The 23,979-nt window shown below is 66.8% G+C and carries 21 protein-coding genes and 1 tRNA gene; 3 read left to right on the plus strand and 19 right to left on the minus strand.

Annotated elements, in window-relative coordinates:
- Window positions 1–66: 66 nt before the first annotated feature.
- The 12 genes from AC07WJ_RS31675 to AC07WJ_RS31730 form a co-directional block, all read right to left on the minus strand.
- Entirely contained in the window at window positions 67–1,059 is a 993-nt protein-coding gene (locus tag AC07WJ_RS31675) for an ABC transporter ATP-binding protein (protein ID WP_494938707.1), read from the minus strand.
- Window positions 1,056–2,030, minus strand: coding sequence for an ABC transporter ATP-binding protein (locus AC07WJ_RS31680; protein ID WP_494938708.1), 975 nt, complete (start codon window positions 2,028–2,030; stop codon window positions 1,056–1,058). Before AC07WJ_RS31680 ends, AC07WJ_RS31675 begins: the two co-directional genes overlap by 4 nt.
- On the minus strand, window positions 2,027–2,875 hold the full coding sequence (locus AC07WJ_RS31685; protein ID WP_494938709.1) for an ABC transporter permease: 849 nt from the start codon (window positions 2,873–2,875) through the stop codon (window positions 2,027–2,029). The genes AC07WJ_RS31680 and AC07WJ_RS31685 overlap by 4 nt, the downstream gene beginning before the upstream one ends.
- 20 nt (window positions 2,876–2,895) lie before the next feature.
- Complete coding sequence (locus AC07WJ_RS31690; RefSeq protein ID WP_494938735.1) at window positions 2,896–3,903, minus strand: ABC transporter permease; 1,008 nt, start codon at window positions 3,901–3,903, stop codon at window positions 2,896–2,898.
- Window positions 3,904–3,975: 72 nt separating this feature from the next.
- Window positions 3,976–4,458, minus strand: a complete 483-nt coding sequence (locus tag AC07WJ_RS31695; protein WP_494938710.1) for a MaoC family dehydratase — start codon at window positions 4,456–4,458, stop codon at window positions 3,976–3,978.
- A complete protein-coding gene (locus AC07WJ_RS31700) occupies window positions 4,455–6,146 on the minus strand; it encodes a long-chain-fatty-acid--CoA ligase (protein ID WP_494938711.1) in 1,692 nt (563 codons plus the stop codon). The genes AC07WJ_RS31695 and AC07WJ_RS31700 overlap by 4 nt, the downstream gene beginning before the upstream one ends.
- A gap of 220 nt (window positions 6,147–6,366) precedes the next feature.
- A complete protein-coding gene (locus tag AC07WJ_RS31705) occupies window positions 6,367–7,590 on the minus strand; it encodes a Zn-dependent hydrolase (protein WP_494938712.1) in 1,224 nt (407 codons plus the stop codon).
- On the minus strand, window positions 7,587–8,975 hold the full coding sequence (gene hydA / locus AC07WJ_RS31710; protein WP_494938713.1) for a dihydropyrimidinase: 1,389 nt from the start codon (window positions 8,973–8,975) through the stop codon (window positions 7,587–7,589). Before hydA ends, AC07WJ_RS31705 begins: the two co-directional genes overlap by 4 nt.
- Window positions 8,972–10,156 (minus strand): trans-sulfuration enzyme family protein, encoded by a 1,185-nt coding sequence (locus tag AC07WJ_RS31715; RefSeq protein WP_494938714.1) that lies wholly within the window; start codon window positions 10,154–10,156, stop codon window positions 8,972–8,974. The genes hydA and AC07WJ_RS31715 overlap by 4 nt, the downstream gene beginning before the upstream one ends.
- Window positions 10,153–11,301, minus strand: a complete 1,149-nt coding sequence (locus AC07WJ_RS31720) for an acyl-CoA dehydrogenase family protein (RefSeq protein WP_494938715.1) — start codon at window positions 11,299–11,301, stop codon at window positions 10,153–10,155. Before AC07WJ_RS31720 ends, AC07WJ_RS31715 begins: the two co-directional genes overlap by 4 nt.
- On the minus strand, window positions 11,298–12,080 hold the full coding sequence (locus AC07WJ_RS31725) for an enoyl-CoA hydratase-related protein (RefSeq protein ID WP_494938716.1): 783 nt from the start codon (window positions 12,078–12,080) through the stop codon (window positions 11,298–11,300). Before AC07WJ_RS31725 ends, AC07WJ_RS31720 begins: the two co-directional genes overlap by 4 nt.
- The gene (locus tag AC07WJ_RS31730) at window positions 12,077–13,234 is read right to left on the minus strand and encodes an acyl-CoA dehydrogenase family protein (RefSeq protein ID WP_494938717.1); all 1,158 of its coding nucleotides are present in this window, start codon (window positions 13,232–13,234) and stop codon (window positions 12,077–12,079) included. The genes AC07WJ_RS31725 and AC07WJ_RS31730 overlap by 4 nt, the downstream gene beginning before the upstream one ends.
- 164 nt (window positions 13,235–13,398) lie before the next feature.
- On the opposite strand from AC07WJ_RS31730, the gene AC07WJ_RS31735 reads away from it, so the two are divergent.
- Window positions 13,399–13,806 carry a rhodanese-like domain-containing protein gene (locus AC07WJ_RS31735; protein WP_494938718.1) on the plus strand — a complete coding sequence of 136 codons (408 nt, stop codon included), beginning with the start codon at window positions 13,399–13,401 and terminating at the stop codon, window positions 13,804–13,806.
- A gap of 141 nt (window positions 13,807–13,947) precedes the next feature.
- A complete protein-coding gene (locus AC07WJ_RS31740; RefSeq protein ID WP_494938719.1) occupies window positions 13,948–14,691 on the plus strand; it encodes an IclR family transcriptional regulator in 744 nt (247 codons plus the stop codon).
- Window positions 14,692–14,757: 66 nt separating this feature from the next.
- Here the strand turns inward: AC07WJ_RS31740 and AC07WJ_RS31745 are convergent.
- The 3 genes from AC07WJ_RS31745 to AC07WJ_RS31755 form a co-directional block, all read right to left on the minus strand.
- A tRNA-Leu gene (locus AC07WJ_RS31745) sits at window positions 14,758–14,842 on the minus strand.
- Between the two features lie 86 nt (window positions 14,843–14,928).
- Window positions 14,929–16,950 carry an acetyl-CoA carboxylase biotin carboxylase subunit gene (locus AC07WJ_RS31750; RefSeq protein ID WP_494938720.1) on the minus strand — a complete coding sequence of 674 codons (2,022 nt, stop codon included), beginning with the start codon at window positions 16,948–16,950 and terminating at the stop codon, window positions 14,929–14,931.
- A gap of 154 nt (window positions 16,951–17,104) precedes the next feature.
- Window positions 17,105–17,668 carry an NADPH-dependent FMN reductase gene (locus tag AC07WJ_RS31755; protein ID WP_494938721.1) on the minus strand — a complete coding sequence of 188 codons (564 nt, stop codon included), beginning with the start codon at window positions 17,666–17,668 and terminating at the stop codon, window positions 17,105–17,107.
- A gap of 130 nt (window positions 17,669–17,798) precedes the next feature.
- Here AC07WJ_RS31755 and AC07WJ_RS31760 point away from each other — a divergent pair, with 130 nt between their 5' ends.
- Window positions 17,799–18,242, plus strand: coding sequence for a winged helix-turn-helix transcriptional regulator (locus tag AC07WJ_RS31760; protein WP_494938722.1), 444 nt, complete (start codon window positions 17,799–17,801; stop codon window positions 18,240–18,242).
- Window positions 18,243–18,254: 12 nt separating this feature from the next.
- On the opposite strand, the gene AC07WJ_RS31765 is transcribed toward AC07WJ_RS31760, so the two are convergent.
- The 4 genes from AC07WJ_RS31765 to AC07WJ_RS31780 form a co-directional block, all read right to left on the minus strand.
- A complete protein-coding gene (locus tag AC07WJ_RS31765; protein ID WP_494938723.1) occupies window positions 18,255–19,781 on the minus strand; it encodes a Ppx/GppA phosphatase family protein in 1,527 nt (508 codons plus the stop codon).
- Window positions 19,768–21,945 (minus strand): RNA degradosome polyphosphate kinase, encoded by a 2,178-nt coding sequence (locus AC07WJ_RS31770; RefSeq protein WP_494938736.1) that lies wholly within the window; start codon window positions 21,943–21,945, stop codon window positions 19,768–19,770. Before AC07WJ_RS31770 ends, AC07WJ_RS31765 begins: the two co-directional genes overlap by 14 nt.
- A gap of 160 nt (window positions 21,946–22,105) precedes the next feature.
- On the minus strand, window positions 22,106–22,807 hold the full coding sequence (locus tag AC07WJ_RS31775; protein ID WP_494938724.1) for an HdaA/DnaA family protein: 702 nt from the start codon (window positions 22,805–22,807) through the stop codon (window positions 22,106–22,108).
- Window positions 22,808–22,809: 2 nt separating this feature from the next.
- Window positions 22,810–23,904: an AI-2E family transporter gene (locus tag AC07WJ_RS31780; RefSeq protein WP_494938725.1), complete on the minus strand. Its 1,095-nt coding sequence runs from the start codon at window positions 23,902–23,904 to the stop codon at window positions 22,810–22,812.
- Window positions 23,905–23,979: the final 75 nt, after the last annotated feature.

The raw sequence follows: 23,979 nt of genomic DNA on the forward strand, positions 1-23,979 counted from the left end.
GCTCCGCCGCCCCCCTCTCCCACGAAGGCACGGGCAAGGGTTGACGCGCTGCCGGGGCGCACCTCCTCACGTGCCGGGAAAATGACAGCGCACCTGGCGCCCGTCGGGCTCCGCGCGAAGCAACGGCTGCTCCAGCCGGCAGCGCTCCTGCTGCGCCGGGCAGCGTCCATACAAGCGGCACATGGTCGGCGGCGGATTGATCGGGCTCAGCGGATCGCCTTCGAGCTTGATGCGCTCGGTGCCGCCATCGGCGCGCAGTGTCGGGATCGCGGACAGGAGCGCGCGCGTGTAGGGATGGCGGGGCTGGGCGAACAGCTGATCGGGCGTGCCGCTTTCGACCACCTGGCCGAGATACATGACGATGATGCGGCTGCACAAAAGCCGGACCACGTTCAGGTCGTGGCTGACGAACAGCATGGCGACGCCGGATTCCCGCCGCAGGCGATCGAGCAGTTGCAGGACGGTCGCCTGGACCGAGACATCGAGCGCGGAGGTCGGTTCGTCGAGCACCAGCAGGCGCGGCTCCACCGCCATGGCCCGGGCGATACCGACCCTCGCCTTCTGCCCGCCGGAAAGCTGGTGGGGAAAGCGCGGCAGCAGTTCGAGCGGCAGGTTCACCGCGTTCGCCGCGGCCTCCACCCGGGCCGTGAGGTCGGCCTTGCCGGCGATCGGCATCAATTGGCGGAGCGGGTCGGCGATCTGCTCGAAGATCGAGAAGCGCGGGTTGAGGCTCTCGGTCGGATCCTGGAACACCATCTGGATCTCGCGCCGCAGCGGCGAGCGGGTAAAGGCCCGGTTCGACATGCCCGACACATCGCGGCCGTTGATGCGGACGCTGCCCGCGGTCGGATCGACGAGGCGCGAGACGATGCGCGACAATGTCGACTTGCCGCAGCCGGACTCGCCGACGAGACCGACCGCCTCGCCAGGATGGATGGCGAAGGACACATCGTCCACGGCATGCAGCTTGACCGCCCTGCCGCGGTTCCAGAGGCGCCCGGGCGACAAGGTGAAGTGCTTCTCCAGCCTGTCGATTTCGATGATCGGCGTCTGGGTCATAGCGGGTTCCGGCAGGCGACCAGATGACAGGGGCCGACATCCTCCAGCGCAAGGCCGGCGGCGTCGCAGGCGGCCGTCCGCCGCGCGCAGCGCTCGGCGAAGCGGCAGGGCGGCAGATCGTCCCGGCGCAGGTCGGGCAGCGAGCCGGGGATGGCCTGCAATTGCGAGATGTCGTCGACGAGAGAGGGAATGCTGCGCAGCAGCCGGGTCGTATAGGGATGGCGCGGCCGGGCGAATAGCTCCGACACCGGCGCCGCCTCGACGACGTGGCCGGCATGCATGACGACGATCCGGTCGCAATATTGCGAGGCGAGCGCCAGGTCATGGGTGATCAGGATCGTGCCGAGATGCCGGTTGCGCGCGAGGTCCCGGATCAGGTCCATGATCACCGCCTGGGTCGTCACGTCGAGCCCGGTGGTCGGTTCGTCGGCGATCAGCAGACGCGGCGAACAGGCGAGCGCGATGGCGATGCCGACCCGCTGGCACAGCCCGCCCGACAGTTCGAACGGATAGGCCTTGGCACGCTCCTGCGGGTCCGGAATGCGCACCCGCCGCAGCGCCTCGTAGACCTTGTCGCGAACGGCGCCGGCGCTGCCGGCATCGTGGCGGGCGATGACATCGGCGATCTGCTGGCCGACGGCCCGGATCGGGTTGAGCGCGGTGCGCGGGTTCTGGAAGATGATCGAGGCTTCGGCCCCGCGCCATGCCTGGAGCTCGCGCTCGGTCATGCCGAGGACGTCGCGCCCATCGAACAGGATCCGGCCGGAGGTGATCTGCGCCGCCTTTTCGAGGATCCCCATCACGGCAAAGGCGGTGACCGACTTGCCCGAACCGGATTCGCCGACGATGCCGACAATCTCGCCGGGCGCGACCGAGAAGGACACGCGATCGAGCACATGCACCGTGCCGCCGCGAGTCCGGAAGTTCACCGAGAGGTCGTGCACGCTGAGCAGCGGTTCCCGGTTCGTCATGTCCGCATCCTCGGATCCAGGATGTCGCGCAAGGCATCACCGAGCAGATTGAAGGCGAAGACCGCCAGCATCAGCGCGAGGCCCGGGAACAGCGCGATCCACCACTGGCCCGAGGCGATGAAACGCGCGCCCTCGGCCACCATGATGCCCCATTCCGGGGTCGGTGGCCGCACACCCAGGCCCAGGAACGACAGCCCGGCCGCATTGAGCACCGCCCAGCCGAGATTGACCGACGCCTGAATGATCAGCGGCGACATGATATTGGGCAGCAGGAACACGGTCAGGATGCGCCAATGGCCGGAGCCGCCGATCTGCGCCGCCGACACGTAGCTGAGGTCGCGCCGCACGCTGACCTCGGCGCGGGCGAGCCGGATGTAGAATGGCAGGTTGATCACCGCGGTGGCATAGACGACGTTGATCACCGTATTGCCCAGCGCCGCGACCATGGCCATGGCCAGGACGAACAGCGGAAAGGCCATCAGGATATCGACGAAGCGGCTCACCGTCGCATCGAGCGCACCGCCGAAATAGCCGAGCACCGCGCCGATCAGCGAGCCGATCACGCAGGACATCAGCACGGCGCCGAGCGCGATCATCAGGTCGAGCCGGGTCGCCACCAGCACCCGCGAGAAGACGTCCCGGCCGAGTTGGTCGGTACCGAACCAGTAGCGCGCCGAGGGTCCTTGCAGGGCGTTCGCCGCATTGGTCGCCAGCGGATCGTGCGGCGCCAGCGCCGGTCCGACGCAGGCCGCCAGCACGAGCAGGCCGAACAGCACGAAGGCCAGCATGTTGACCGGATTCTCGGCCAGCACGTACCGCGCCACACGCAGGCGCTCGCGCATCATTCCGGGAGCCTCGCCAGCCATCACTTCAACCCCGCGCGTGGATCGACCACCGTGGTGATCAGGTCGGTCGCGAGGTTCACCAGCAGGAAGATGCCCGCCATCATCAGCATGAAACCCTGGAGCGGTGCATAATCGAGCGAGATCAGGCTATCGAGCGCGAAGGCGCCGATACCCGGCCAGGCGAAGACCCGCTCGACCAGGACATTGGCGCCGAGCATGTAGGAGAAGGTCATGCCCATGGTGGTCACCAAAGGCAGCATGGCGTTGCGAAAGGCATAGGAGATCACGACCTGGCGCCGCGACAGGCCGCTCGCCCGCGCCGTCCGGACGAATTCGCTCGACAGCGCCCCCAGCATCGACGCCCGCGTCATGCGCGCCAGCGGCGCGAGCGCGAACAGCGCCATCGTCACCCCCGGCAGGATGATCTGGCCGACCGCCCCGCGAAACGTCTCGAAATCGCCGGCGATCAGCGCATCGATGGTGATCAGGCGGGTCACCGCGGGCGGGTTGGACAGGAACGGATCGAGCCGGCCGATCGGCTCCGGCGCCACGCCGAGCAGGTAGTAGAACAGATAGATCAGCAACAGGCCGGTGACGAAGGTCGGCATCGAAACGCCCAATGTGGCGATCAGCCGGCAGGCGTGATCGACGAGCGAGCCGGGCTTGAGCGCCGCGATCACGCCGAGCGGGATCGCCACCACGATCGCCAGGAGAAAGGCGAAGGCGGTGAGCTCGGCCGAGGCCGGCAGCCGGTTCATCAGTTCCGTGGTCACCGGCAGGCCGGTCGAGATCGACTGGCCGAGATCGCCCTTCAGAAGCTGCGAGAGATAGATCAGGAACTGTTCGGGCAGCGATTTGTCGAGCCCGAGCACCTGGCGCAGGCGCTCGATATCGGCCGCGGTCATCCCGGGATTCGAGGCGAAGAAGACGGCGGGGTCGCCCGGCAGGACCCGCGTCAGCAGGAAGGTCGCCAAGACGACGCCGAAGAGGGTCGGAACCACGCTGAACAGACGCCACAGAAGGGTCATCGCCGCCGCTCCCTGGATCGAGGCGGCGCGCAAGCCGCCACCAATGCGGATCTCCATGCTGGCTCGGCCATGTCAGGTCTGCTCCGGTCGGGAGCCCGCAGCGCCCCCGGGCTTGCAGAGCAGGAAGATCACGTGATCGCCGCTGACCACTTCGGTGCCATCGGCCTTGACGAGGACGCCACGCTCGGTCGCCACGCCGCGCCCGGGCTTCGAGGTCATGCGGCGCTCGACGAATTCGAGCCTGAGATGCACCGCGTCGCCGGGCTCCAGAGGCGCGCTGAAACGGACCTTGTCCCAGCCGAGCGATGCGGTGACGCTGCGCTCGAAGCAGCCGAGCTCGGCCTTCAGCCCCTCGATCAGCGCCAAGCTGAACAGGCCATGGGCGATCCGGCCGCGAAACCCGGCGGCCCGGGCGAAAGCCTCGTCCATATGCACGGGATGGCGCTCGCCGGTGAGATCGGCGTAGCGGTCGATGTCGTCGAGCGTGATCACCCGCGACGGCGAGGTCAGCACGGTGCCCGGGGTGAAGTCCTCGAACCAGATCTGCTCGGTCATGACCGCCTGCCCCATTCCGCGTCCTGGAGTTTGCGCCAGTCGATCTTGTTGCTGCCGGAGCGCGGCAGGCCGGCGACGAATTCGACCAGCCGGGGCACCTTGTAGCCGGCCATCACCGTGCGCGCGAACTGGATGATGTCCTCGTCCGTCACCTTGCCCGCATAATCCGGCTTCAGCGCGACCAGCGCCTTGACCGTCTCGCCGCGATAGCTGTCGGGCACCGAGATGACACAGCATTCCTGCACGGCGGGATGGCGGTACAGCAGCGCCTCGCATTCGGCCGGCCAGACCTTGAAGCCGGAGACGTTGATCATCCGCTTCAGGCGGTCGACGATGAAAAAATAGCCTTCGTCGTCGACATAGCCGAGATCGCCGGTCCGCAGGAAGATCTTGCCGTCCCGCTGCAGCAGGCTCTCGCGGTTGGCGTCCTCACGCTGCCAGTAACCGGTCATGACCTGCGGCCCGGCGACCAGGATCTCGCCGATTTCGCCGCGCGGCATTTCCTCTGTCGTCTCGGGGTCGACCACCAGGCTCGTCGTGTCGAAGATCGGCAGGCCCAGGCATTGCGGCTTGGACGCGGCGAGCGGATTGAGATGGGTCGCTGAAAGCGTCTCGGTCAGGCCGTAGCCTTCGCAGAAGCGCAGGCCGTAGCGGTCGCTCAGCTGCTGGGCGACGGCGACCGGCATGGAGGCCCCGCCGCCGGTCAGCACCTTGAGATGCGCGAAGGTTTCGTCGCCATGATCGCGCGCTGCCAGCACGTCGATGATCATCGTCGGCGCGGCGCTCCACCAGGTCACCTGATGGCGCGCGAACAGAGGCGGGATCAGGTCGCGGTTCCAGCGGGTCATGATGACGAGCGAGGCCCCCGCATAGAGGCCCGCGCTCATCGACGCCTGCATTCCCGCCACGTGGAACATCGGCATGAACGAGGTCATGACCGAGGTTTCGTCGAGGCCGTACCATTTGGCCTGGGCCGCCGCCGTGAAGGTGATGGAGGTGTGCGAATGCATGCAGGCCTTGGGCCGCCCGGTCGTGCCGGAACTGTACGGCATGACGGCCAGATCGCCGGCCTCGCCGACCACCGGATCCGGCACATGGCCGGCGGCGATGGCCGCCTCGAAGCCGATATAGGGCCCATCGGGCAAGGCGGCGGCCGGGCGTTGCATCACCTCGGGCAGCGGATCGGAACTCGAGGCGGGCGCGGCATCGGCATATCGCGCCACGATGACGCGGTCGAGGCGATCCGGCACGAGGCCGGAGAAACGGTCGACAAGCTCGTCGCCGATCAAGGCGACACGGGCACCGCTGTCGGCGACGACATAGTCCAGCTCGTCTGCGACATACATCGGGTTGACCGGCACGATGACGGCATCGGCGCGCAGAATGGCGTGGAAGGCAATGACGAATTGCGGCGAATTCTGCATGTCGAGCAGGACCCGGTCGCCGCGCCTGACGCCGCTATGGCGCAAATAGCCCGCGAGCGCCGTCACCTCGGTGAGCAATTCCCGATAGCTGGTGGTCCGGCCGTAGAAATGCAGCGCCGGGCGGTCCGGGCCGCGCGCCGCCGAGCGGGCGAGGTTTTCGAAGGCATTGCCGCCGGGAATGGCCAGGCTCGCCGGAAACGCGCGGGGCCAGAACGCGGACTCGGGGCCGGTCCTGAACTGCGCCCGCTGGATCGATGTCGGCATGATGCCTTCCCTGAATTCTCGGCGCCGTGCGTCGCGACCACCTGGCGCCGCATGACGATCAGCTCAACAAATGAAACTACGTTTTTCTTATTGAAACAAGCGAAGCTTCCGCCGCAAGTGAGGGAAAAATCATCCAAATCCCGCGCCAGAGGCCGCATTTTTCGGCTGTTTCAGCCGATGACATCGCGAGCGGCGGTTCACGATGGACCATCCTCCCGGCTCATGGCGCAACTCCCAGCCGACGGACCGCCGCCTCCAGGACAGTGGCGGCCAGGGCGATGGGCGCCCAGTCGCTATGTTCCTCGGGGCAATGGCTGCGCCCTTCCCTGGAGGGGACGAAGAGCATGGCGGCGGGAACCAGCCGCCCGATGACGCCGGCATCGTGATTGGCGCCCGACGGCAACACCATCGAAGGCGCCGCCAGCGCATCCGCGCAATCAGCGAGAACCGCCCGCAGGCGAGCATCCATGGTCACCGGCGCGTCGCGAAAGACGCTGCGCGTCCGCACGGCGCAGCCGAACGCCTGTCCGACATCGGCCGCCAGGGCCTCGGTCGCGCGGGCCGCGCGCTCGACCGCAGCCTCCTCGATATCCCGGATCTCCAGCCCCAGCCGGACCTCGCCCGGCACCACATTGCCCTGGTTCGGCGTGAGATTGACGATGCCGACGGTGCCGCGAAGCGTCTCGCTCCGGTCGGCCAGGATCAGGTCGCGAAAGCGATCGGCGAAGCGCGCGGCGGCGGCGAAGGCATCGCGGCGCATCGTCATCGGCGTGGTGCCGGCATGATCGGTCCGTCCGGTGAAGCGGATCGACAGACGCTCCTGCCCGGCGATGGCCGAGACGATGCCGAGGGGAACGCCGGCCTGCTCGAGCACCGGTCCCTGTTCGATATGCAGCTCCAGATAGGCGCCGATCTCGTCGGGATCGCGCGCCGCTTCCCCGACGGCTTCGGGCTTGAAACCGGCGGCGCGCAGGGCATCGCCCAGAACGGCGCCATCGGCGGCGCGCAGCTTGTCGAGTGTGTCGCGCGGCAGCCTGCCCATCATCGCCCGGCTGCCGACAAACGGCCCGAAGCGGCCCTCCTCGTCACGAAAGGCGACCACCTCCAGCGGCCGGCCGATGCCGCCCGAAGCCGCGATGCGCCTGACCACCTCCAGCCCGGCCATCACGCCGAGCGCGCCGTCGAAGGCGCCGCCCTGCACCACGGTGTCGAGATGCGAGCCGATGACGATCGCGGGGCGGCCATCGCCCTCCAGCCGGGCGATCGCATTGCCGAAGGCATCGTAGCGTGCGGCAAGGCCGGCCGCCCGGGCCCGGTCCAGGAACCAGTCGTGCGCGGCGCAATCCGCCGTGCTGAAGGCGGGCCGGGCCCAGCCGCCATCGGGATGCCGCCCGATCTCGGCCAGCCTGTCGAAATCGGCGCGCAGGTCGGTGGCCTGGTTCATGTCAGTTGCGGCCGGTCCGACGTGCCGCGCCCGACGAAACGGCCCTGCCCCGCCGTGCCGAGGAAGGCGCCGTCCTGGACCACGACCTGGCCGCGATGAACGGTGGTCCGGGCCCAGCCGGTGAGCTCCAGGCCGTCATAGACGGTATAGCCGATGTCGCCATAGTCGCTGGCCGGCGTCATGACCCGCCGCTCCTGCGGATCGATCACCGCGAGGTCGGCGTCATAACCCCTGGCGATCAGCCCCTTGCGGTCGCCAAGACCGAAGATCCGCGCCGGCCAGGTCGAGAACACCTCGACGAAACGGTCGAGGCTGATGCGGCCCTCGGCCACCCCCAGGGTATAGAGCACGGGAAGCCGCGCCTCGACCCCGGTGCAGCCATTGGCGACGGTCGCGAAGGACGGCAGGCCGAGCGCCTTGGCCGCCGCCGAATAGGACACCTCGTCCGATGTGACGGCCGAGAGCACGCCCTGCCGCAGCCCGTTCCAAAGCTCCAGCTGGTTGTCGGCATCCCTGAGCGGCGGGCTCATGATGTAGTTGTGGCCGTCCTCGCGCTCCAGGGCCTCGTCCGTCAGCGCGAGATAGTGGGTGCAGGTCTCGGCGGTGACCGGCAGGCCGCGGCGGCGGGCCGCCTCCACCAGTCCGATGCCCTTGCCCGCGACCAGGTGCAGAATGTGCACGCCGCAGCCGGTATCCTCGGAAAACTGGATGGCGCGCGAGATCGCCTCGATCTCGACGATCGGCGGGCGGGTCAGCGCGTGCCAGCGCGGATGGCTATGGCCGGCGGCCACCGCCTCGGCGCGCAGGCGCTCGACGATGCCGGCATTCTCGGCATGCAGCACCAGCATCAGGTCGTCACGGGCCGCCTGTGCCATCAGCGCATGCAATGCGCCGTCCTCGAGCTTCAGCCCGTCTTCCTCATAGACCGTATAGACCTTGAGCGACGACACCCCCTCGGCGCGCAAGGAGGCGAGCTCGGCCAGCGTCTCCGCATTCACGTCGGTGGCGATCAGGTGCAGGCCGTAATCCACTGTCGCATGCCCGTCGGCCTGCTTGCGGCGATGTTTCAGGCCGGCGAGCATCGATCCGCCGCGCCGCTGCAGGGCGAAATCGACCACCGTGGTGGTGCCGCCGCGCAGCGCCGCGATGCCACCCGATTCGAAGTCGTAGACACTGCGCTGGCCCATGAAGCCGACCATCATGTGGACATGCGGATCGACGCCGCCGGGCAGCACGATCCGGTCGGTCGCGTCGACCACCCGCGCACCGCGTCCCGAACCCGGATCGACGATGTCGAGAATGGTCTCGCCCTGCACGAGCACGTCGGCCCGGCGCGCGCCATCAGGCAGCGCCACCAGGCCGTTGGCAATCACCAGGTCGGTCATTTACAGCCCTCGATCGCTTGAGACAGATCGGCGACGAGATCCTCGATGTCCTCGATGCCGAGCGAAATGCGCACCAGTCCGTCGGAAATCCCCATCGCGCGGCGACGCTCGGCGGAGACCGCATGATGCGAGGTATTGCCGGGCTGGCTGATCAGGCTCTCGACCCCGCCGATCGAGGGCCCGATGCCGAACAGGCGCGTCGTATCGACGACATGGCGCGCATGGCCGGGATCGTCGAACACGAAGGACAAGAGCCCGCCGAAGCCGGTCATCTGCCGCTTGGCCAGATCGTGATCGGGGTGGCTGGGCAGGCCGGGATAGTGGACCTTGGCCACCTTGGGGTGCCGCGCGAGGAACCCCGCTACCGCCATGCCGGCGCGGTTATGCTGGGCCATGCGAAGTTGATAGGTCGTCATCCCGCGCATGAGCAGCCACGCCCCGTGCGGATCCATGATCGCGCCGCCAGCCTGTTGCAGCGAGCGGATCTCACGGGTCAGCTGCCGCGACCCGACCACCGCGCCGACGATCAGGTCGGAATGGCCGTTGAGATATTTCGACGCGCTGTGGATCACGAGGTCGGCGCCGTGATCCAGCGGCCGCTGGTTCATCGGGCCGCCGAGCGTGCCGTCCACCACCAGCTTCGCCCTGGCCTTGGCGGCGATCGCCGACAGCGCCGTGAGGTCGACCACCCGCAAGAGCGGATTGGTCGGCGTTTCCGCATAGATCACCTTGGTCTTCGCGGAGATGCAGGCCGCGACGTCGTCGGGCGCCAGCGAGGCGGCCCAGCGAACCGCCACGCCCTGTCGCGGCAGAACATCGCTGAAATAGCGGAACGTCCCGCCATAGATGTCAGGCAGGGCCACGACCTCGTCGCCGCTCGCGAGGAAGGGCGCCAGCGCGCCGGCCACCGCCGCCATGCCGGAGGCAAAGAGAACCGCCGATTCCGCCTGCTCCAGGGCGGCGATGCGCTGTTCGGCGGCCAGGACCGTCGGGTTTCTGACCCGCGAATAGACGAAGCCGCGCTTCTTGCCAGCGTTGACCGCCTCCAGTTCGGCCGTGTCGGCCGAAACGAAGGTCGCGCTCTGGAAGATGGGCGGCACAACGGCGCCGAGATGCTCCGACGGCTCGAACCCGCCATGGACTGCGCGCGTGCCGATGCGATCTCCCGGCGCGCCGCTCACTTGGTCAATTCCCGGGAAATGATGATGCGCAGGATTTCCGAGGTGCCGCCGCCGATCTCGGCGAGCTTGGAATCGCGGAAATGCCGCTGCATGTCATATTCCATCAGATAGCCCCAGCCGCCCATCAGGCGCATGCCGTTGAGCGCGGCCCGGACATAGGTTTCCGAGGAGAACAGGTTGGCGGTGGCGCTCTCCTTGTTGTTGGGAATGCCCCGGTCGACCAGGTTGGCGCTGCGATAGAGCAGGAGCCGGGCTGCCTCGATCTCCATGTCCATATCGGCGAGCTTGGCCCGCGAGAGCTGGAAACTGTTGATCTTCTGGCCGAACTGCTCGCGCTCGCCGGTATAGGCGAGCGCCTTGTCGAGGCAGGACTGCGCCGCGCCGACATTGACCGCCGACAGGCAGCAGCGCTCATAGTCGAGCGTCTTCAGCGCATTGCTCCAGCCCGCATTCACCGTGCCGATGATGGCGTCTTTCGGCAGGCGCACGTCGGTCAGGAAGATCTCGTTCAGGTCCATCGGCTTGAGGCCGAGCTTCTTGAGCTTGCGGATCTCGACCCCCGGCGTCTTGGGATCGAGCAGGAACATGGTAATGCCCTTGTGCTTGGGCGCATCGGCATCGGAACGCGCCATCAGCAGGATGTAATCGGCTTCCTGGGCGCAGGAGCAGAACATCTTCTGGCCGTTGATCACCCACTGGTCGCCTTCGAGCACCGCGCGGGTGCGCAGCGAGGCGGCGTCCGAACCCGAGTTCGGCTCCGACAGCGAGAAGGCGAAACGGATCTCGCCCTTGGCCAGCTTCGGCAGCAGCTCGCGCTTCTGCGCCTCGGTGCCGAAATGGGTGATCGCATCGGTCGCGATCACGATGGTGGTGTAATAGATATTGGCGCCGGCCTCGAAATGCTTGGCGAACTCCTCAAGGAACACGGCGAGGTCGGTGCAGCTTCCGCCCATGCCGCCATAGGCTTCCGGGATCGGCAGGCCGAGCCAGCCGGCGGCCGCCAGCTTGTCGTAGAGTTCAAAGGGAAAGCGCTCCTCTTCGTCGCAGGCGCGCACATAGTCGATCGGGCATTCCTTGGTCAGGAACGACCGCAGGCTGTCGCGCATCAGGCGCTGTTCGTCGCTGATCTCGAAGTTCATCGTCATTTCCCTGTCCACCGCGGTGCACGCTTTTCGGCGAAGGCGCGCGGGCCTTCCTTGTAATCCTCGGAAGCCCTGATCCGGTCGCGCGCCGGCAGCCCCGAATAGAGCTTGTCGAAGGCCGCCCGGTCGGACAGGCCCTCGACCTCGCGGGTCACCTCGAGCAGGGCGGCCACCGCCAGCGGCGCGGCCGTGACGATCTGGCCGGCGAGTTCGCGCGCCGTCGCCATCAGCTGGTCGGTCGGCACGATGCGGTTGACGAAGCCGTGATGCCGGCCCTCCTCGGCGGTCATGCGCCGGCCGGTGAGCAGAAGCTCGGAGGCAATATTCGCCGGCAGCCGCCGATGGGCGCGCCAGAGCCCGCCCGCCTCGGGAATGAAGCCCCGCTGCAGCTCGGGCAGGCCGAATTCGGCATGCGGCGCGGCGATCACCAGCGTCGCGTTCAGGGCGAATTCGAAGCCGCCGCCGACCGCCAGGCCGTTGACCGCGACGATCACCGGCTTGACCAAGTCGTGGCGGTTGAGGCTCATGAAGCCGTGCGGGCCGAAATCCTCGCCGCTGTCGCCGGCGGCGACCGCCTTGAGGTCCCAGCCCGCCGAGAACATGCGGTCGCCGGTCGCGGTGACGATCGCAACGCGCAGGGCGGGATCATCGTTGAGCCGGGTCAGCGCCGCGTCGAGATCGCGGCTCGCCTGCTGGTCGATGGCATGGGCCGGCGGATGATCGAAGGTGATCTCGAGGATCGGTCCATTGACCGCGACGCGGATGCGCGATGCGCCACTCATGCCCGAAACTCCCTGAGCACGTCCTTCGAGATGATGTCGCGGTGGATTTCGGAGGTGCCCTCCCAGATCCGCTCGACCCGCACGTCGCGCCACATGCGCTCCAGCGGCATCTCCTTGGTGACGCCCATGCCGCCGAGGATCTGCATGGCATTGTCGGTGACGCGGCCGGCCATCTCGGAGCCGTAGAGGTTGACCTGCGACGCTTCACGCTGGGTGATCAGGCCGGCCTCCATTCTGGCGGCGCCATCCAGCACCATCAGCCGGGTGGCGTGGATCTCGGTCGCCATGTCGGCGAGCTTGAAGGCAGTGCCCTGGAACTGGCCGATGGTCTGGCCGAAAGCCTTGCGGGTATTGGCATAGCGCGCGGCGATCTCCATCGCCCGCTCGGCGACGCCGACGCAATTGGCGGCGAGCATGATGCGGCCGGAGAAGATCCAGCTCTTGGCGATGGCGAAGCCGCCGCCCTCCTGGCCGAGCATGTTGCGTGCCGGCACGCGCACGTCCTCGAACGCGATGCTGCACGACTTGAAGCCGCGATTACCGACGACGCCGATCGGGGAAACGCTGATGCCCGGCGTATCCTTGTCGACCAGGAAGGCGGTGATGCGCTTCTGCGGACCTTTCGGCGTTTCGTCGACGCCGGTGACGGCGAACAGAATGATGAAGTCGGCGCGCAGCGCCATGGTGATGAAGATCTTCTCGCCGTTGACGACGTAATCGTCGCCCTGGCGCACAGCACGGGTCGAGATCTGGCGGGCGTCCGATCCCGCGCCCGGCTCGGTCAGGGCGAAACATTCCCAGCGCTCGCCGCTGATGACCGGCTTCAGGTAGGTCTCGATCTGGTCGTCGACGCAGGCCCGGAGGATCGGCGCCGGCCGGTTGCAGATGCTCTGCAGGGCGCGCGTGGTCCGGCCGAACTCGATCTCGGCGACACAGCGCAGGCTCTGGCCAAGGCCGCCGCCGCCATGCTCTTCGGGCATGTTGATCGCGTAGTAGCCCGCCGCGATCGCCTTTTTCTGGATCTCGCGGAACAGGTCGTCGGGAACCGCGTCCAGGCTCTCGACGAGCTGTTCATGCGGCAGAAGCTCGGCCGTGACGAAGTCGCGAACGCCTGTGGCGATCATGCGCTGCTCTTCGCTGAGGGAAAGAGACATGAGGGTTGTCCTGCGTTGCCTGGCAGCGCCAGCCGCGTCCTCGACGCGGCTGAACGTTTTGATATGTGAACCGAGGTTTTGATATTTTGACGTCGCTGTCAAGAAGTGTGATTGTGATGCGGGCGGTCATTGGCGCCGCCGGAGCCAGGAATGGGAGAAAACCGATGCCGGCCACGATCAAGCTGGGCTACAAGGCGATGCTGGAAGCGGCCAATGCCGTGATCAAAGGCCTGTCGCCCACCGAGGCCATCGCCATGAAGGGGCGCGACGATGTGGTCTTCGTCGATCTGCGCGATCCCCGCGAACTGTCGCGCGAAGGCAAGATCCCGGGCGCTTTCAGCTGCCCGCGCGGCATGCTGGAATTCTGGATCGACCCGGCGAGCCCCTATGCCAAGCCCGTGTTCCAGCAGGACAAGACCTTCGTCTTCTATTGCGCGTCGGGCTGGCGCTCGGCGCTCGCCACCCGCACCGCCCAGGAGATGGGGCTGGCCCCGGTCGCCCACGTCATTGGCGGCTTCACCGGCTGGCGCGAGGCCGGCGGCGAGGTCGAGACCGTCGCGCCGGGCAAGTGACCGAGGCGACACGGACCATCGCGACGCCATGGGGCCCGGACCCGGTCCCATGGACGAATCATCGGATGGCGGGAAGATCCACTTCCAATTCGGCGAAGACAGAGGCAAATGCTGTCCTCGAGAGGCGCAGAAAGGGTTCGAATGTCTGCAACCGTCGAAAAGTCGCTCAGAGTGCTGGAGCTTCTCTCCAGTCACGACACGCCTGTTCGCCTGGCCGATCTCTCGCGCGAACTCGGCATGAACAAGAGCACGACCTACCGGATGCTCGAGACGATGAGCCAGCTGGGCTATGTCCAGCAGGACCAGCCGAACGGCCGCTACCTGATCACCACGCGCATGTGGGAGATCGGCGTGCGTGCCTTCCAGCGTCTCGACATTCGTGCCTGGGCCATTCCCTATCTGGAAAAAATCCGCAACGAGACGCATGAGACGGCGGTGCTCGCGATCGGCGACGGCCAGGACGTGGTGATCATCGAGAAGAGCGATTCATCGCAGGCCGTGCAGACCTTCTCGCCGCTCGGTTCACGCACGCCGATGCACTGCTCCTCGCTCGGCAAGGCCTTCCTGATGGTCGATACCGAGGACAAGCTGCTGCGGCTCAAACAGCCCCTGCACGCCTTCACGCCGAACACCATCACCACGCTCACCGCCCTGCGCGCGGAGATCGCCAAGGCGACCGCCAGCGGCGTCGCGCTGGCCTTCGATGAATTCGCCGAAGGGGTGAGCGGCATCGCCGCCCCGGTGGTCGGCGTCGACCGCAAGGTGCATGCCATGATCGGCATCACCATCCCGACGATGCGGGCCGGCGGCGACAGCTTCGAACGCGCCAAGGACATCGTGCGCGTCCACGCGCAGGACTTCTCGCGGGCGGCCGGACATTCCTGACCGGCGGTAGCGATCCCGGAAAACAAAAACCCCGGCAGGCTGTTCGCCTTGCCGGGGTTTTTAATTTGGTGCGGTCGAGAGGACTCGAACCTCCACTCGGTTAAGAACTACCACCTCAAGGTAGCGCGTCTACCAGTTCCGCCACGACCGCATTCGCCGGGGCAAGCCCGGCGAGAGCGGCTGTCTAGCAGAGCGATTCACCGGCCGCAAGGCTTGTGAGCGCTCTTCTCACAGCCGTTATTCGAACTCCATGATGACGGCGTCCACCGCCAGGCTGTCGCCGGGCTTGGCGGCGATGGTCTTGACCTTGCCGTCGCGCTCGGCGCGCAGCACGTTTTCCATCTTCATCGCCTCGACCACGCAGAGCGCCTCCCCCGCCTTGACCTCCTGGCCGACCACCACCGCGATCGACTTGACCAGGCCCGGCATCGGACAGAGCAGCTTCTTGCCGGTATCGGCGGCCACCTTCACCGGCATCAGCGCGGCCAGTTCCGCCTCGCGCCTAGTATAGACATAGGCGCGGGTGGCGATGCCGCGATAGGCGAGCAACAGGCCGTTGGGAATCGCGCGGACCAGCACATTGACCGGCTTGCCGTCGACCGTTCCCGAAAACACCGGCTGGCCCGGCGCCCAGGCCGAGGCGATCGTATGGCTGGCGCTCTCCCGGCCGCCGGCGCCTTCGAAAAAGCGAACGGCGATATTCTCGCCGTCGTCGAGCACCTGCACGTCGTAGCGGCTCTCGCCCATGCTGACGACCCGGTCGCGATCGAACGACACCCGATGGCCCTGGCGCATCTGGCCGGAGATCTTGCGTTTGCGCGCATTCAGCATGTGATCGATGAAGGCGGCGACCGCGGCCATCACTTCCGCCGCCTCGCCCACCGGCTGGCGCGGCGCGAAGCCCTCGGGATATTCCTCGGCGATGAAACCGGTGGACAATTCGCCCGAGCGCCAGCGCGGATGCTGCATCAGCGCCGACAGGAACGGAATGTTGTGCTGGATGCCTTCGATGGCGAAAGCGTCGAGCGCATCCGCCTGCGCCTCGATCGCGATCTCGCGGGTCGGCGCCCAGGTCACCAGCTTGGCGATCATCGGATCGTAATAGAGCGAGATCTCGCCGCCCTCGGTCACGCCGGTGTCGTTCCGGACCATCGCCACCCCCGCCTTGCCCTCGGCCGGCGGCCGATAGGTGACCAGCCGGCCGATCGAGGGCAGGAAGTTGCGATAGGGATCCTCGGCATAGATGCGGCTTTCGACCGCCCAGCCGTTGAGCTTCACGTCGCTCTGCTGGAGACTGAGCTTCTCGCCATAGGCGACCTTGATCATCTGCTCGACCAGGTCGACGCCGGTGATCATCTCGGTCACCGGATGCTCGACCTGCAGGCGGGTGTTCATCTCGAGGAAATAGAAGGAGCGGTCCTGGCCGGCGACGAATTCCACGGTGCCGGCCGAATCATATTGCACCGCCTTGGCGAGAGCCACCGCCTGCTCGCCCATGGCGCGCCGGGTCTTTTCGTCGAGCAGCGGCGACGGCGCCTCCTCGATGACCTTCTGGTTGCGCCGCTGGATCGAGCATTCGCGCTCGCCGAGATAGATGACGTTGCCGTGCTTGTCGCCCAGCACCTGGATCTCGATATGGCGCGGATTGACGATGAATTTCTCGACGAACACCCGGTCGTCGCCGAACGAGCTCTTGGCTTCCGACTTGGCCAGCCGGAAGCCTTCGGCCACCTCGCCCGCCGAATGCGCGATGCGCATGCCCTTGCCGCCGCCGCCGGCGGAGGCCTTGATCATCACGGGATAGCCGATCTCGTCGGAGATCTTCACCGCGTGGTTCTCGTCCTCGATGACGCCGAGGAAGCCGGGCACGGTCGAAACCTTGGCCGCGGCCGCCGCCTTCTTCGATTCGATCTTGTCGCCCATGGCGGCGATGGCATGCGGGTTCGGCCCGATGAAGACGATGCCGTTGTCCTTGAGCGCCAGCGCGAAGGCCTCGCGCTCCGACAGGAAGCCATAGCCGGGATGAACCGCCTCGGCGCCGGTCTGCTTGCAGGCGGCGATGATCTTGTCGATCACCAGGTAGCTTTCGGCCGCCGTCGGCGGACCGATATGCACGGCCTCGTCGGCCATCTCGACATGGACGGCGTCCCGGTCGGCGTCCGAATAGACGGCGACGGTCAGGATCCCCATCTTGCGAGCGGTCTTGATCACGCGGCAGGCGATTTCGCCGCGATTGGCGATCAGGATCTTCTTGAACATGCGAGGGGGCCCTTCGAGGCACGCGACTTCATATGATGCCGCGTTCTAGGGCCCGAACGCTAGTCCCGTCCACTCGGCTGATGGGATGACGGCGGACCGCCGGATGCGGGCCGCCGTCCTCGCCGGTCAATGCCGGGCGATCAATGCGAGATCTTCAGCGCAGGGTCTTCAGGGCGTCCGACCACTTGTAGAGCTCGTCCAGCAGTGTCGTGGCGCTGACATTGATCAGGTCGTTCGAGGTGAACTCGCGCTCCTCGTTCAGCGTGCTGGCGAAATTCGGAATGGCGATGGCCTCGGGCACCGGCATGATCTTCAGCGTGGTCAGCGTCGGCTTGGCCTGCTGGATGGCGCGGGTGCCGCCGGACAGGCCGCCATAACCGAGGAAGCCGGCCGGCTTGTAGGCCCATTCCGCCGAGAGATAGGTCAGCGCGTTGATCAGCGCCGGCGACGGGCCGTAATTATATTCCGGCGTGACGAAGACGAAGGCATCGGCGGCCCTGACGCTGGCGCTCCACTTCTTGGTGTGCTCGTGCTGATAGTCGCCGAGCCGCGGGTGCTTCGGCTCGTCGAAGATCGGCAGCTTGAAATCAGCCAGATCGACCAGGGTCGCGTCAAATTTGCCATGGGCCTTGGCGACCCCGTCGAACCATTTGGCGAAGATCGGTCCGACGCGGCCCGGCCGCGTGCTGGTGATGATGGTGTGCAGCTTCAACGCCATTGAAGATAGTCTCCTGATCCAATCGCCATCGGCCGCGGACCTATGCACCCGGCGCCGAAGTCACTAAGTTACTCTTTGTGACCGAGGCTATTTAGAGAACCGGCCGCCCCGACCGCAAGGAGGCACATGCATGGACCCAGGGCACAGGGATGTTACCGAGGCCGAAGCTTGGTCGCACACCGGCGACTGCAAGGCGGTGAGGCCGATCTTGGCGCGCATCGGCGACAAGTGGGCGGTTCTGGTGGTGCGCCTGCTCGGCGCCGGCCCCATGCGCTTCAATGAACTGAAGCACAAGATCGGCGTGGTCTCCCAGCGCATGCTGACCTTGACGCTGCGCGGCCTGGAACGCGACGGCCTGGTGTCGCGCACGGTGTTTCCGACCGTGCCGCCGCGCGTCGACTATGCCCTGACGCCGCTCGGCCGCTCACTGATCGGTCCGATCCGGGCGCTCAGCGACTGGGCCTTTGCCCATCAGGCCGAGATCGCCTCGGCGCGCGAGCGCTTCGACAGGAACTGTCCGAACCTCGCGCCCCAGCCGAAACAACCGGCGACCGGCAAGGGCAAAGCGGCCTAAAGGCCGAACTCTTTAAGGAATCGCCCGCAGCTCGCTGTCGCGCCCGACCATGCGGCCGAGCGTGCGCAGCCGGTTGACCAGCCGCTCGCCGGCAAGCCCGGACAGTTCGCCGGAGAGCGTCAGCACCAGCCGGCGGTCTTCCACCGTCAGCCGCGCGCGCGGCAGCACGCCCGGCATGGCCGCCGAGATCAGATAGGCCACCCGCATCGCCGCCCCCAGCACGCGGGCACGGTCGAGCAGCCTGACCCCGACCAGTTCGCGGATCCGCGGCGACATGAATTCGTCGACGATACCCTCGTGCCGATAATAGATCGCCAGCGCCAGATAGGCCCGGCCCGGATGATCGACGCCGGTGAAATTGGCATGGGCGATGATGTTGAGGCTCTGCTCGCCGCGATAGTCGGGATGGGCGCGCCAGCCGATATCGGCGAGCAGGCAGGCGGCGTGACGCAGCCGGCACTCCTCGGCGGTCTCCTCCAGATGGGAAACCTCCATGAAACGGTCGGTCCAGGCGATCAGCTCCTCGCCATGGCGCGGCGAGCGCGAGCGCAGCAGGCTGAGCTCGCGGGCCGCCGACAGCAGCGGATCCTGCTGGCGCTCGATATCGTCGAGCAGCGAATAGAGCAGGCCCTCGCGCACGCCGAGCACCGAGATCACCACGCGGTCGACCTTCGAGGCCCGGACCACCGCCTCCAGCACCAGCGCGCCATAGGCCAGCAGCGGCCGGCGGCTTTCGGCGACGACCTCGATGCGCGAGATCGTGTCGGTCGGCTGCCGGCTGACCAGGTAGCAGAAGTCGGCGATTTCCTTGCCCGACAGCGCATAGCCATGCATGACGTTCAAGGGATAGCCGCGCTGGGCCATGTGCAGCTTGGCGAGCGACCGCCAGGTGCCGCCCACCGCATAGAAGGTGTGGCCCTTGCCCTTCTTCAGGAGATCGACCTTGGCGATGGTCTTGGCGGCGATCCGCTCGGCCTTCTTGACCGAAAAGCCCGATGTATCCTGCAATGCGAGCCCGCCGAGCGGCAGCGTCACGCCGCCGCCGATCTGGCCGTCCTTGACGTCGACCAGTTCCAGCGAGCCGCCGCCGAGGTCGCCGACGATGCCGTCCGGCTCATAGGTGCCGGAAATGACGCCGAGCGCGGCGAAGGTCGCCTCCTCGCGCCCCGACAGGAGCCGGAGCGGCACGCCGCAGATCGCCTCGCATTCGGCGACGAAGACATCGCCGTTCTTGGCGTCGCGCACGGCGGCGGTCGCCAGCACATGCAGCTCGCCGACATTCAGCTGGTTGCACAGCACGCGGAACCGGCGGATCGAGGCCAGCGCCTTGGCCACCGCATCCTCGGCCAGCCTGCCGCTGGTCAGCACGTTGCGGCCGAGGCCACACAAGACCTTTTCGTTGAAGATCGGCGTCGGCGAACGGGTCAGCGCCTCGTAGACGACGAGGCGCACCGAATTCGAGCCGATATCGATGACCGCAACCGTCGGCCCGAGCTGGAGCCGGCCGGGCGCGATCTCGAAAAAGTCAGGCCGTTCCACGCTCTGACCGGCGAGAGAGGTGACGGGGAGATGATTCCTTGAGGGATTTTCCACGTCCAGACAGGCTCGGATTGGTCATGAAATATTTGTGGGCGTTGAACGGCTCTTCGCCCTCGGCCGGCTTGATACGCTCCGAGCTGCCGTCCGACAAGACCCGCCAGCTCTGCTGGTTATCCTTCAGATTGGCCATCATGATCTGGTCGAGCGTCTGCTGATGCACCGTCGGATTGTTCAGCGGGCACAGCGACTCGACGCGCCGGTCGAGATTGCGCGGCATGGCGTCGGCCGAGGAAATATAGACCCGGGCCTTGGGATGCGGCAGGCCGTGGCCGCCGCCGAAGGCGTAGATGCGGGTATGTTCGAGGAAACGGCCGACGATCGACTTGACCCGGATATTCTCCGACAGGCCGGGCAGGCCCGGCCTGAGGCAGCAGATGCCGCGCACCACCAGGTCGATCGAGACACCGGCCTGGCTCGCGTCGTAGAGCGCGTCGATGATGACCGGATCGACCAGCGCATTGAGCTTCATCCAGATCGCCGCCGGCTTGCCGGTCCTGGCGAATTCGGTCTCCTCGGCAATATGGTCGAGCAGGCGCTTCTTCAGGTTGAGCGGCGACACGGCCATCGCCTCCAGCTCCTGGGGCTCGGCATAGCCGGTGATGAAGTTGAAGATGCGCGCGACATCGCGGCCGATCACCGCATCATCGGTGAAATAGGACAGGTCGGTGTAAACCTTGGCGGTGATCGGGTGGTAGTTGCCGGTGCCGACATGGCAATAGGTGACGAGCGCCTCGCCCTCGCGCCGCACCACCATGGACAGCTTGGCGTGGGTCTTCAGCTCGATGAAGCCGAACACCACCTGCACGCCGGCCCGCTCCAGGTCGCGCGCCCAGCGGATATTGGCCTCTTCGTCGAAACGCGCCTTCAGTTCGACCAGGGCCGTGACCGACTTTCCGGCCTCGGCGGCTTCCGCCAGCGCCTTGACGATCGGTGAATCCGAGGAGGTGCGGTAGAGCGTCTGCTTGATCGCCACGACATTGGGATCGCGTGCGGCCTGATTGAGGAACTGCACCACCACGTCGAAGCTCTCATAGGGGTGGTGGACGATCAGGTCCTTCTGTCGGATCGCCGCGAAACAGTCGCCGCCCTGGTCACGGATGCGTTCGGGATAGCGCGGGGCATAAGGCACGAATTTCAGGTCGGGCCGGTCGAGCGAGACCAGCTGCGCCAGCTCGTTCACCGCCAGCACGCCCTCGACCCGGAACACCTCGTCGTCGACCACGCCGAGCGCCCGCGCGATGAAATGGCGGAGGTCGTCGGGCATGCTCGCCTCGACCTCCATGCGGATCACCGAGCCGCGGCGCCGCCGCTTCAGCGCCGATTCGAAATGGCGGACGAGATCTTCCGCCTCTTCCTCTATTTCCAGATCGCTGTCGCGGATGACCCGGAAGGCGCCCTGCCCCTTGACGATATAGCCGGGGAACAGCCGGCCGATGAACAGGCCGACGGTCTGTTCCAGCGTGATGAACCGGCGGGCGCCGGTATCGGCGAGATCGGGCAGCTTGATGAACCGCTCGATCTTGGCCGGCACGCGGATCAGCGCGCGCATCGCCCGGCCGTCACCGGCGCGCTGCAACGACAGCGCGATGGTGAAGCCGAGGTTCGGAATGAACGGGAACGGGTGCGCCGGATCGATGGCGAGCGGCGTCAGCACCGGGAAGACGTGGCCAAGGAAATGATCCTCGAGCCAGGCACGCTCGGCCTTGGTGACGTCCGGACCGTCGACCAGCACGATGCCTTCGTTGAACAGGTCCTCGCGCAATTCGCGCCAGCGCTGCTGCTGGTCCTGGGCGAGCGTCGCCACGCTGGCGCTGATCTTGACCAGCGCCTCGGCCGGCGTCAGGCCATCCGGCGACAGGGTGCCGACGCCGGCCAGCACCTGGCCGCGCAGGCCGGCGACCCGGACCATGAAGAATTCGTCGAGATTATTGGCCGAGATCGACAGGAAGCGCAGTTGCTCGAGCAGCGGATGGTTGCGGTTCGAGGCCTCTTCCATCACCCGCCGGTTGAATTGCAGCCAGGACAGCTCGCGATTGATGAAGCGCTGCGGCGAATGGCGCAGGTCGGTCGCGGCCGCCAGCTTGTCGAGCGGCGGCGGGATCATCACCTCGACATGTTCCTCGTTGCGAAGCTCGACGAGCGGTTCGTGCCGCGGAGCTTCCTTCTTGGTCTCGAGCGTCGCCATGTCATTCCCTCGGGTGATGGGGACACCCATCGCCCGGCATCATGACGCCGCTGTGACCGACGTCAAAGGAAACTGCGCGTCAGATCAGGCTCGGCTGCATCACGCGTTCGAGCACTTGCGCCGCCAGCGGGCGGGTCAGGCGCCGGCCCGTCTCCAGCGTTTCGCGGTCGAGTTCGGTCACCAGGCGGCGGGCCGCGTCGAGCGAGCGCTCCATGCGGCGGGCCAGGAATTCGACAATATCGGCATCGGCGAGCAATTGGCGGTCGGCGAACAATTTCACCAGAACGGCGCGCAGCAGGGCATCCTCGGGCTCGGCCAGGGCGACGGTCGGAATGGCGCGCAGGCGCGACGTCAGGTCCTTCAGGGCGGTGCCCCAGGCGACCGGCGCCTCGCGCGCGGTCATCAGCACGAAGGCCCCCTCCTCCTTGGCGCTGTTGATCAGATGGAACAGCGCCAGTTCCGAGGTCTTGGGACCCGCATCTTCGAGCAGCAGCGCGCCGGTCGCCAGGGCGTCGGCCGGCAGCGTGCCGGCCAGGTCGCGCGCCGCCAGCCGGCGGGCGCCGGCCTGGTCGGCCCAGATCGCGCCGAGATGGCTTTTGCCCGCGCCCGGCGGGCCGACGAGGGCGACCACCGGAGCCGGCCATTCCGGCCAGGCCTCGACGAGCGCCAGGGCTTCGGCATTGCAGGGCGCCTCGAGAAAATCGTCGCGCGCGAGGCTCTCGGGCAACGCGAGATCGAGCGCCATCTGGCGCGGGCCGGCACGAAACGCATTCGGGAACATGATCACTTTTCCGACGGTGCCGGACCTTCCCGGGGCACACCCGTATAGAGCGGGCTTGCGAGGTACTGCCTGATGGCGAAGCGGGTCAAGACACCGATTGCGGCGGCCAGCGGCACCGCCAGCAGCAAACCGACAAAACCGAACAGCGCGCCGAAGGCGAACAGCGCGAACATCATCGAGACCGGATGCAGGCCGACCGACTCGCCGACCAGATAGGGATAGAGCACATAGGCTTCGAGAAACTGCCCGACCACGAAGATGCCGATGATGATCGCCACCATCGACCAGTTCGGCCAGAACTGGACGATGGCGACGCCGAGCGACAGGATCAGGCCGGTGAGCGACCCGACATAGGGAATGAAGCTCAGAAAGCCGATGGATATGCCGATCAACAGGCCGAAATTCAGCCCCGACACGGTCAGGGCCACGCCGTAGAAGATCATCAGGATGCCGCAGACCGCAGCCTGGCCGCGCAGGAACCCGGCCAGGGCCCGGTCGATCTCGCGCATCAGGCCGAGGATCGTCTCCTTGTGCTTCAGCGGCAGCCAGGAATCGATCCTGATCATGATCTTCGGCCAGTCGTTCAAAAGGTAGAACGCCACCACCGGCGTCACCACGATGAGCGAGAACAGCGAGATGAAGGCCGCCCCGCCGGACCAGAGCCCCTGCAGGAACCCCGCGGCCCAGCCGACCGACTGGGAGACGAGATCACCGACCGAGCGCGACACGTCGGGCAGCCGCTCGCCGAGCACCCGCTGCAGCCATTCGCGGTTCTGCTCCGTGGCCAATGTCTGCAATTGCACGACATAACCGGGCAGCCGCGCGATGAAGCTGGTCAACTGATTGGCCAGGATCGGCACGATCAGGAACATCAGCCCGATGAACAGGATGACGAAAGTACCGATGACGATGAGCGCGCCCAGGCTGCGTGGCAGGCCGAGCCTGGCGAGCCGCCGCACGATCGGATCGAGAAAATAGGCCAGCGCCAATCCGGCGACGAAGGGCAGCAGAACGCCGCGCAACACGTAGAGAGAGAGGATCAGGAAGACCAGGCCGCCGATCCAGAAACCCACTTGCTTTTGAAGCGTCAAAGGCATCCCTCGCGGATCGCGGCCGATCGTGCCGCCAGGGTCGCAAGACCGCGCGGTCCTTTCAAGGGGTCCGCATGACGA

The sequence above is a fragment of the Phreatobacter sp. GW821-FHT04C01 genome (assembly GCF_059420385.1).

Excerpts from the sequence above, each read along its gene's own strand:
- AC07WJ_RS31680 (WP_494938708.1), bottom strand. The coding sequence starts at position 2,030 with ATGACGAACCGGGAACCGCTGCTCAGCGTGCACGACCTCTCGGTGAAC.
- AC07WJ_RS31770 (WP_494938736.1), bottom strand. The coding sequence starts at position 21,945 with ATGATCCCGCCGCCGCTCGACAAGCTGGCGGCCGCGACCGACCTGCGC.
- AC07WJ_RS31695 (WP_494938710.1), bottom strand. The coding sequence starts at position 4,458 with ATGACCGAGCAGATCTGGTTCGAGGACTTCACCCCGGGCACCGTGCTG.
- AC07WJ_RS31775 (WP_494938724.1), bottom strand. The coding sequence starts at position 22,807 with ATGTTCCCGAATGCGTTTCGTGCCGGCCCGCGCCAGATGGCGCTCGAT.
- AC07WJ_RS31700 (WP_494938711.1), bottom strand. The coding sequence starts at position 6,146 with ATGCCGACATCGATCCAGCGGGCGCAGTTCAGGACCGGCCCCGAGTCC.
- AC07WJ_RS31675 (WP_494938707.1), bottom strand. The coding sequence starts at position 1,059 with ATGACCCAGACGCCGATCATCGAAATCGACAGGCTGGAGAAGCACTTC.
- AC07WJ_RS31740 (WP_494938719.1), top strand. The coding sequence starts at position 13,948 with ATGTCTGCAACCGTCGAAAAGTCGCTCAGAGTGCTGGAGCTTCTCTCC.
- AC07WJ_RS31735 (WP_494938718.1), top strand. The coding sequence starts at position 13,399 with ATGCCGGCCACGATCAAGCTGGGCTACAAGGCGATGCTGGAAGCGGCC.
- AC07WJ_RS31780 (WP_494938725.1), bottom strand. The coding sequence starts at position 23,904 with ATGCCTTTGACGCTTCAAAAGCAAGTGGGTTTCTGGATCGGCGGCCTG.
- AC07WJ_RS31730 (WP_494938717.1), bottom strand. The coding sequence starts at position 13,234 with ATGTCTCTTTCCCTCAGCGAAGAGCAGCGCATGATCGCCACAGGCGTT.
- AC07WJ_RS31720 (WP_494938715.1), bottom strand. The coding sequence starts at position 11,301 with ATGACGATGAACTTCGAGATCAGCGACGAACAGCGCCTGATGCGCGAC.
- AC07WJ_RS31690 (WP_494938735.1), bottom strand. The coding sequence starts at position 3,903 with ATGACCCTTCTGTGGCGTCTGTTCAGCGTGGTTCCGACCCTCTTCGGC.
- AC07WJ_RS31755 (WP_494938721.1), bottom strand. The coding sequence starts at position 17,668 with ATGGCGTTGAAGCTGCACACCATCATCACCAGCACGCGGCCGGGCCGC.
- hydA (WP_494938713.1), bottom strand. The coding sequence starts at position 8,975 with ATGACCGACCTGGTGATTGCCAACGGCCTGGTGGCGCTGCCTGATGGC.
- AC07WJ_RS31750 (WP_494938720.1), bottom strand. The coding sequence starts at position 16,950 with ATGTTCAAGAAGATCCTGATCGCCAATCGCGGCGAAATCGCCTGCCGC.
- AC07WJ_RS31685 (WP_494938709.1), bottom strand. The coding sequence starts at position 2,875 with ATGATGCGCGAGCGCCTGCGTGTGGCGCGGTACGTGCTGGCCGAGAAT.
- AC07WJ_RS31725 (WP_494938716.1), bottom strand. The coding sequence starts at position 12,080 with ATGAGTGGCGCATCGCGCATCCGCGTCGCGGTCAATGGACCGATCCTC.
- AC07WJ_RS31705 (WP_494938712.1), bottom strand. The coding sequence starts at position 7,590 with ATGAACCAGGCCACCGACCTGCGCGCCGATTTCGACAGGCTGGCCGAG.
- AC07WJ_RS31760 (WP_494938722.1), top strand. The coding sequence starts at position 17,799 with ATGGACCCAGGGCACAGGGATGTTACCGAGGCCGAAGCTTGGTCGCAC.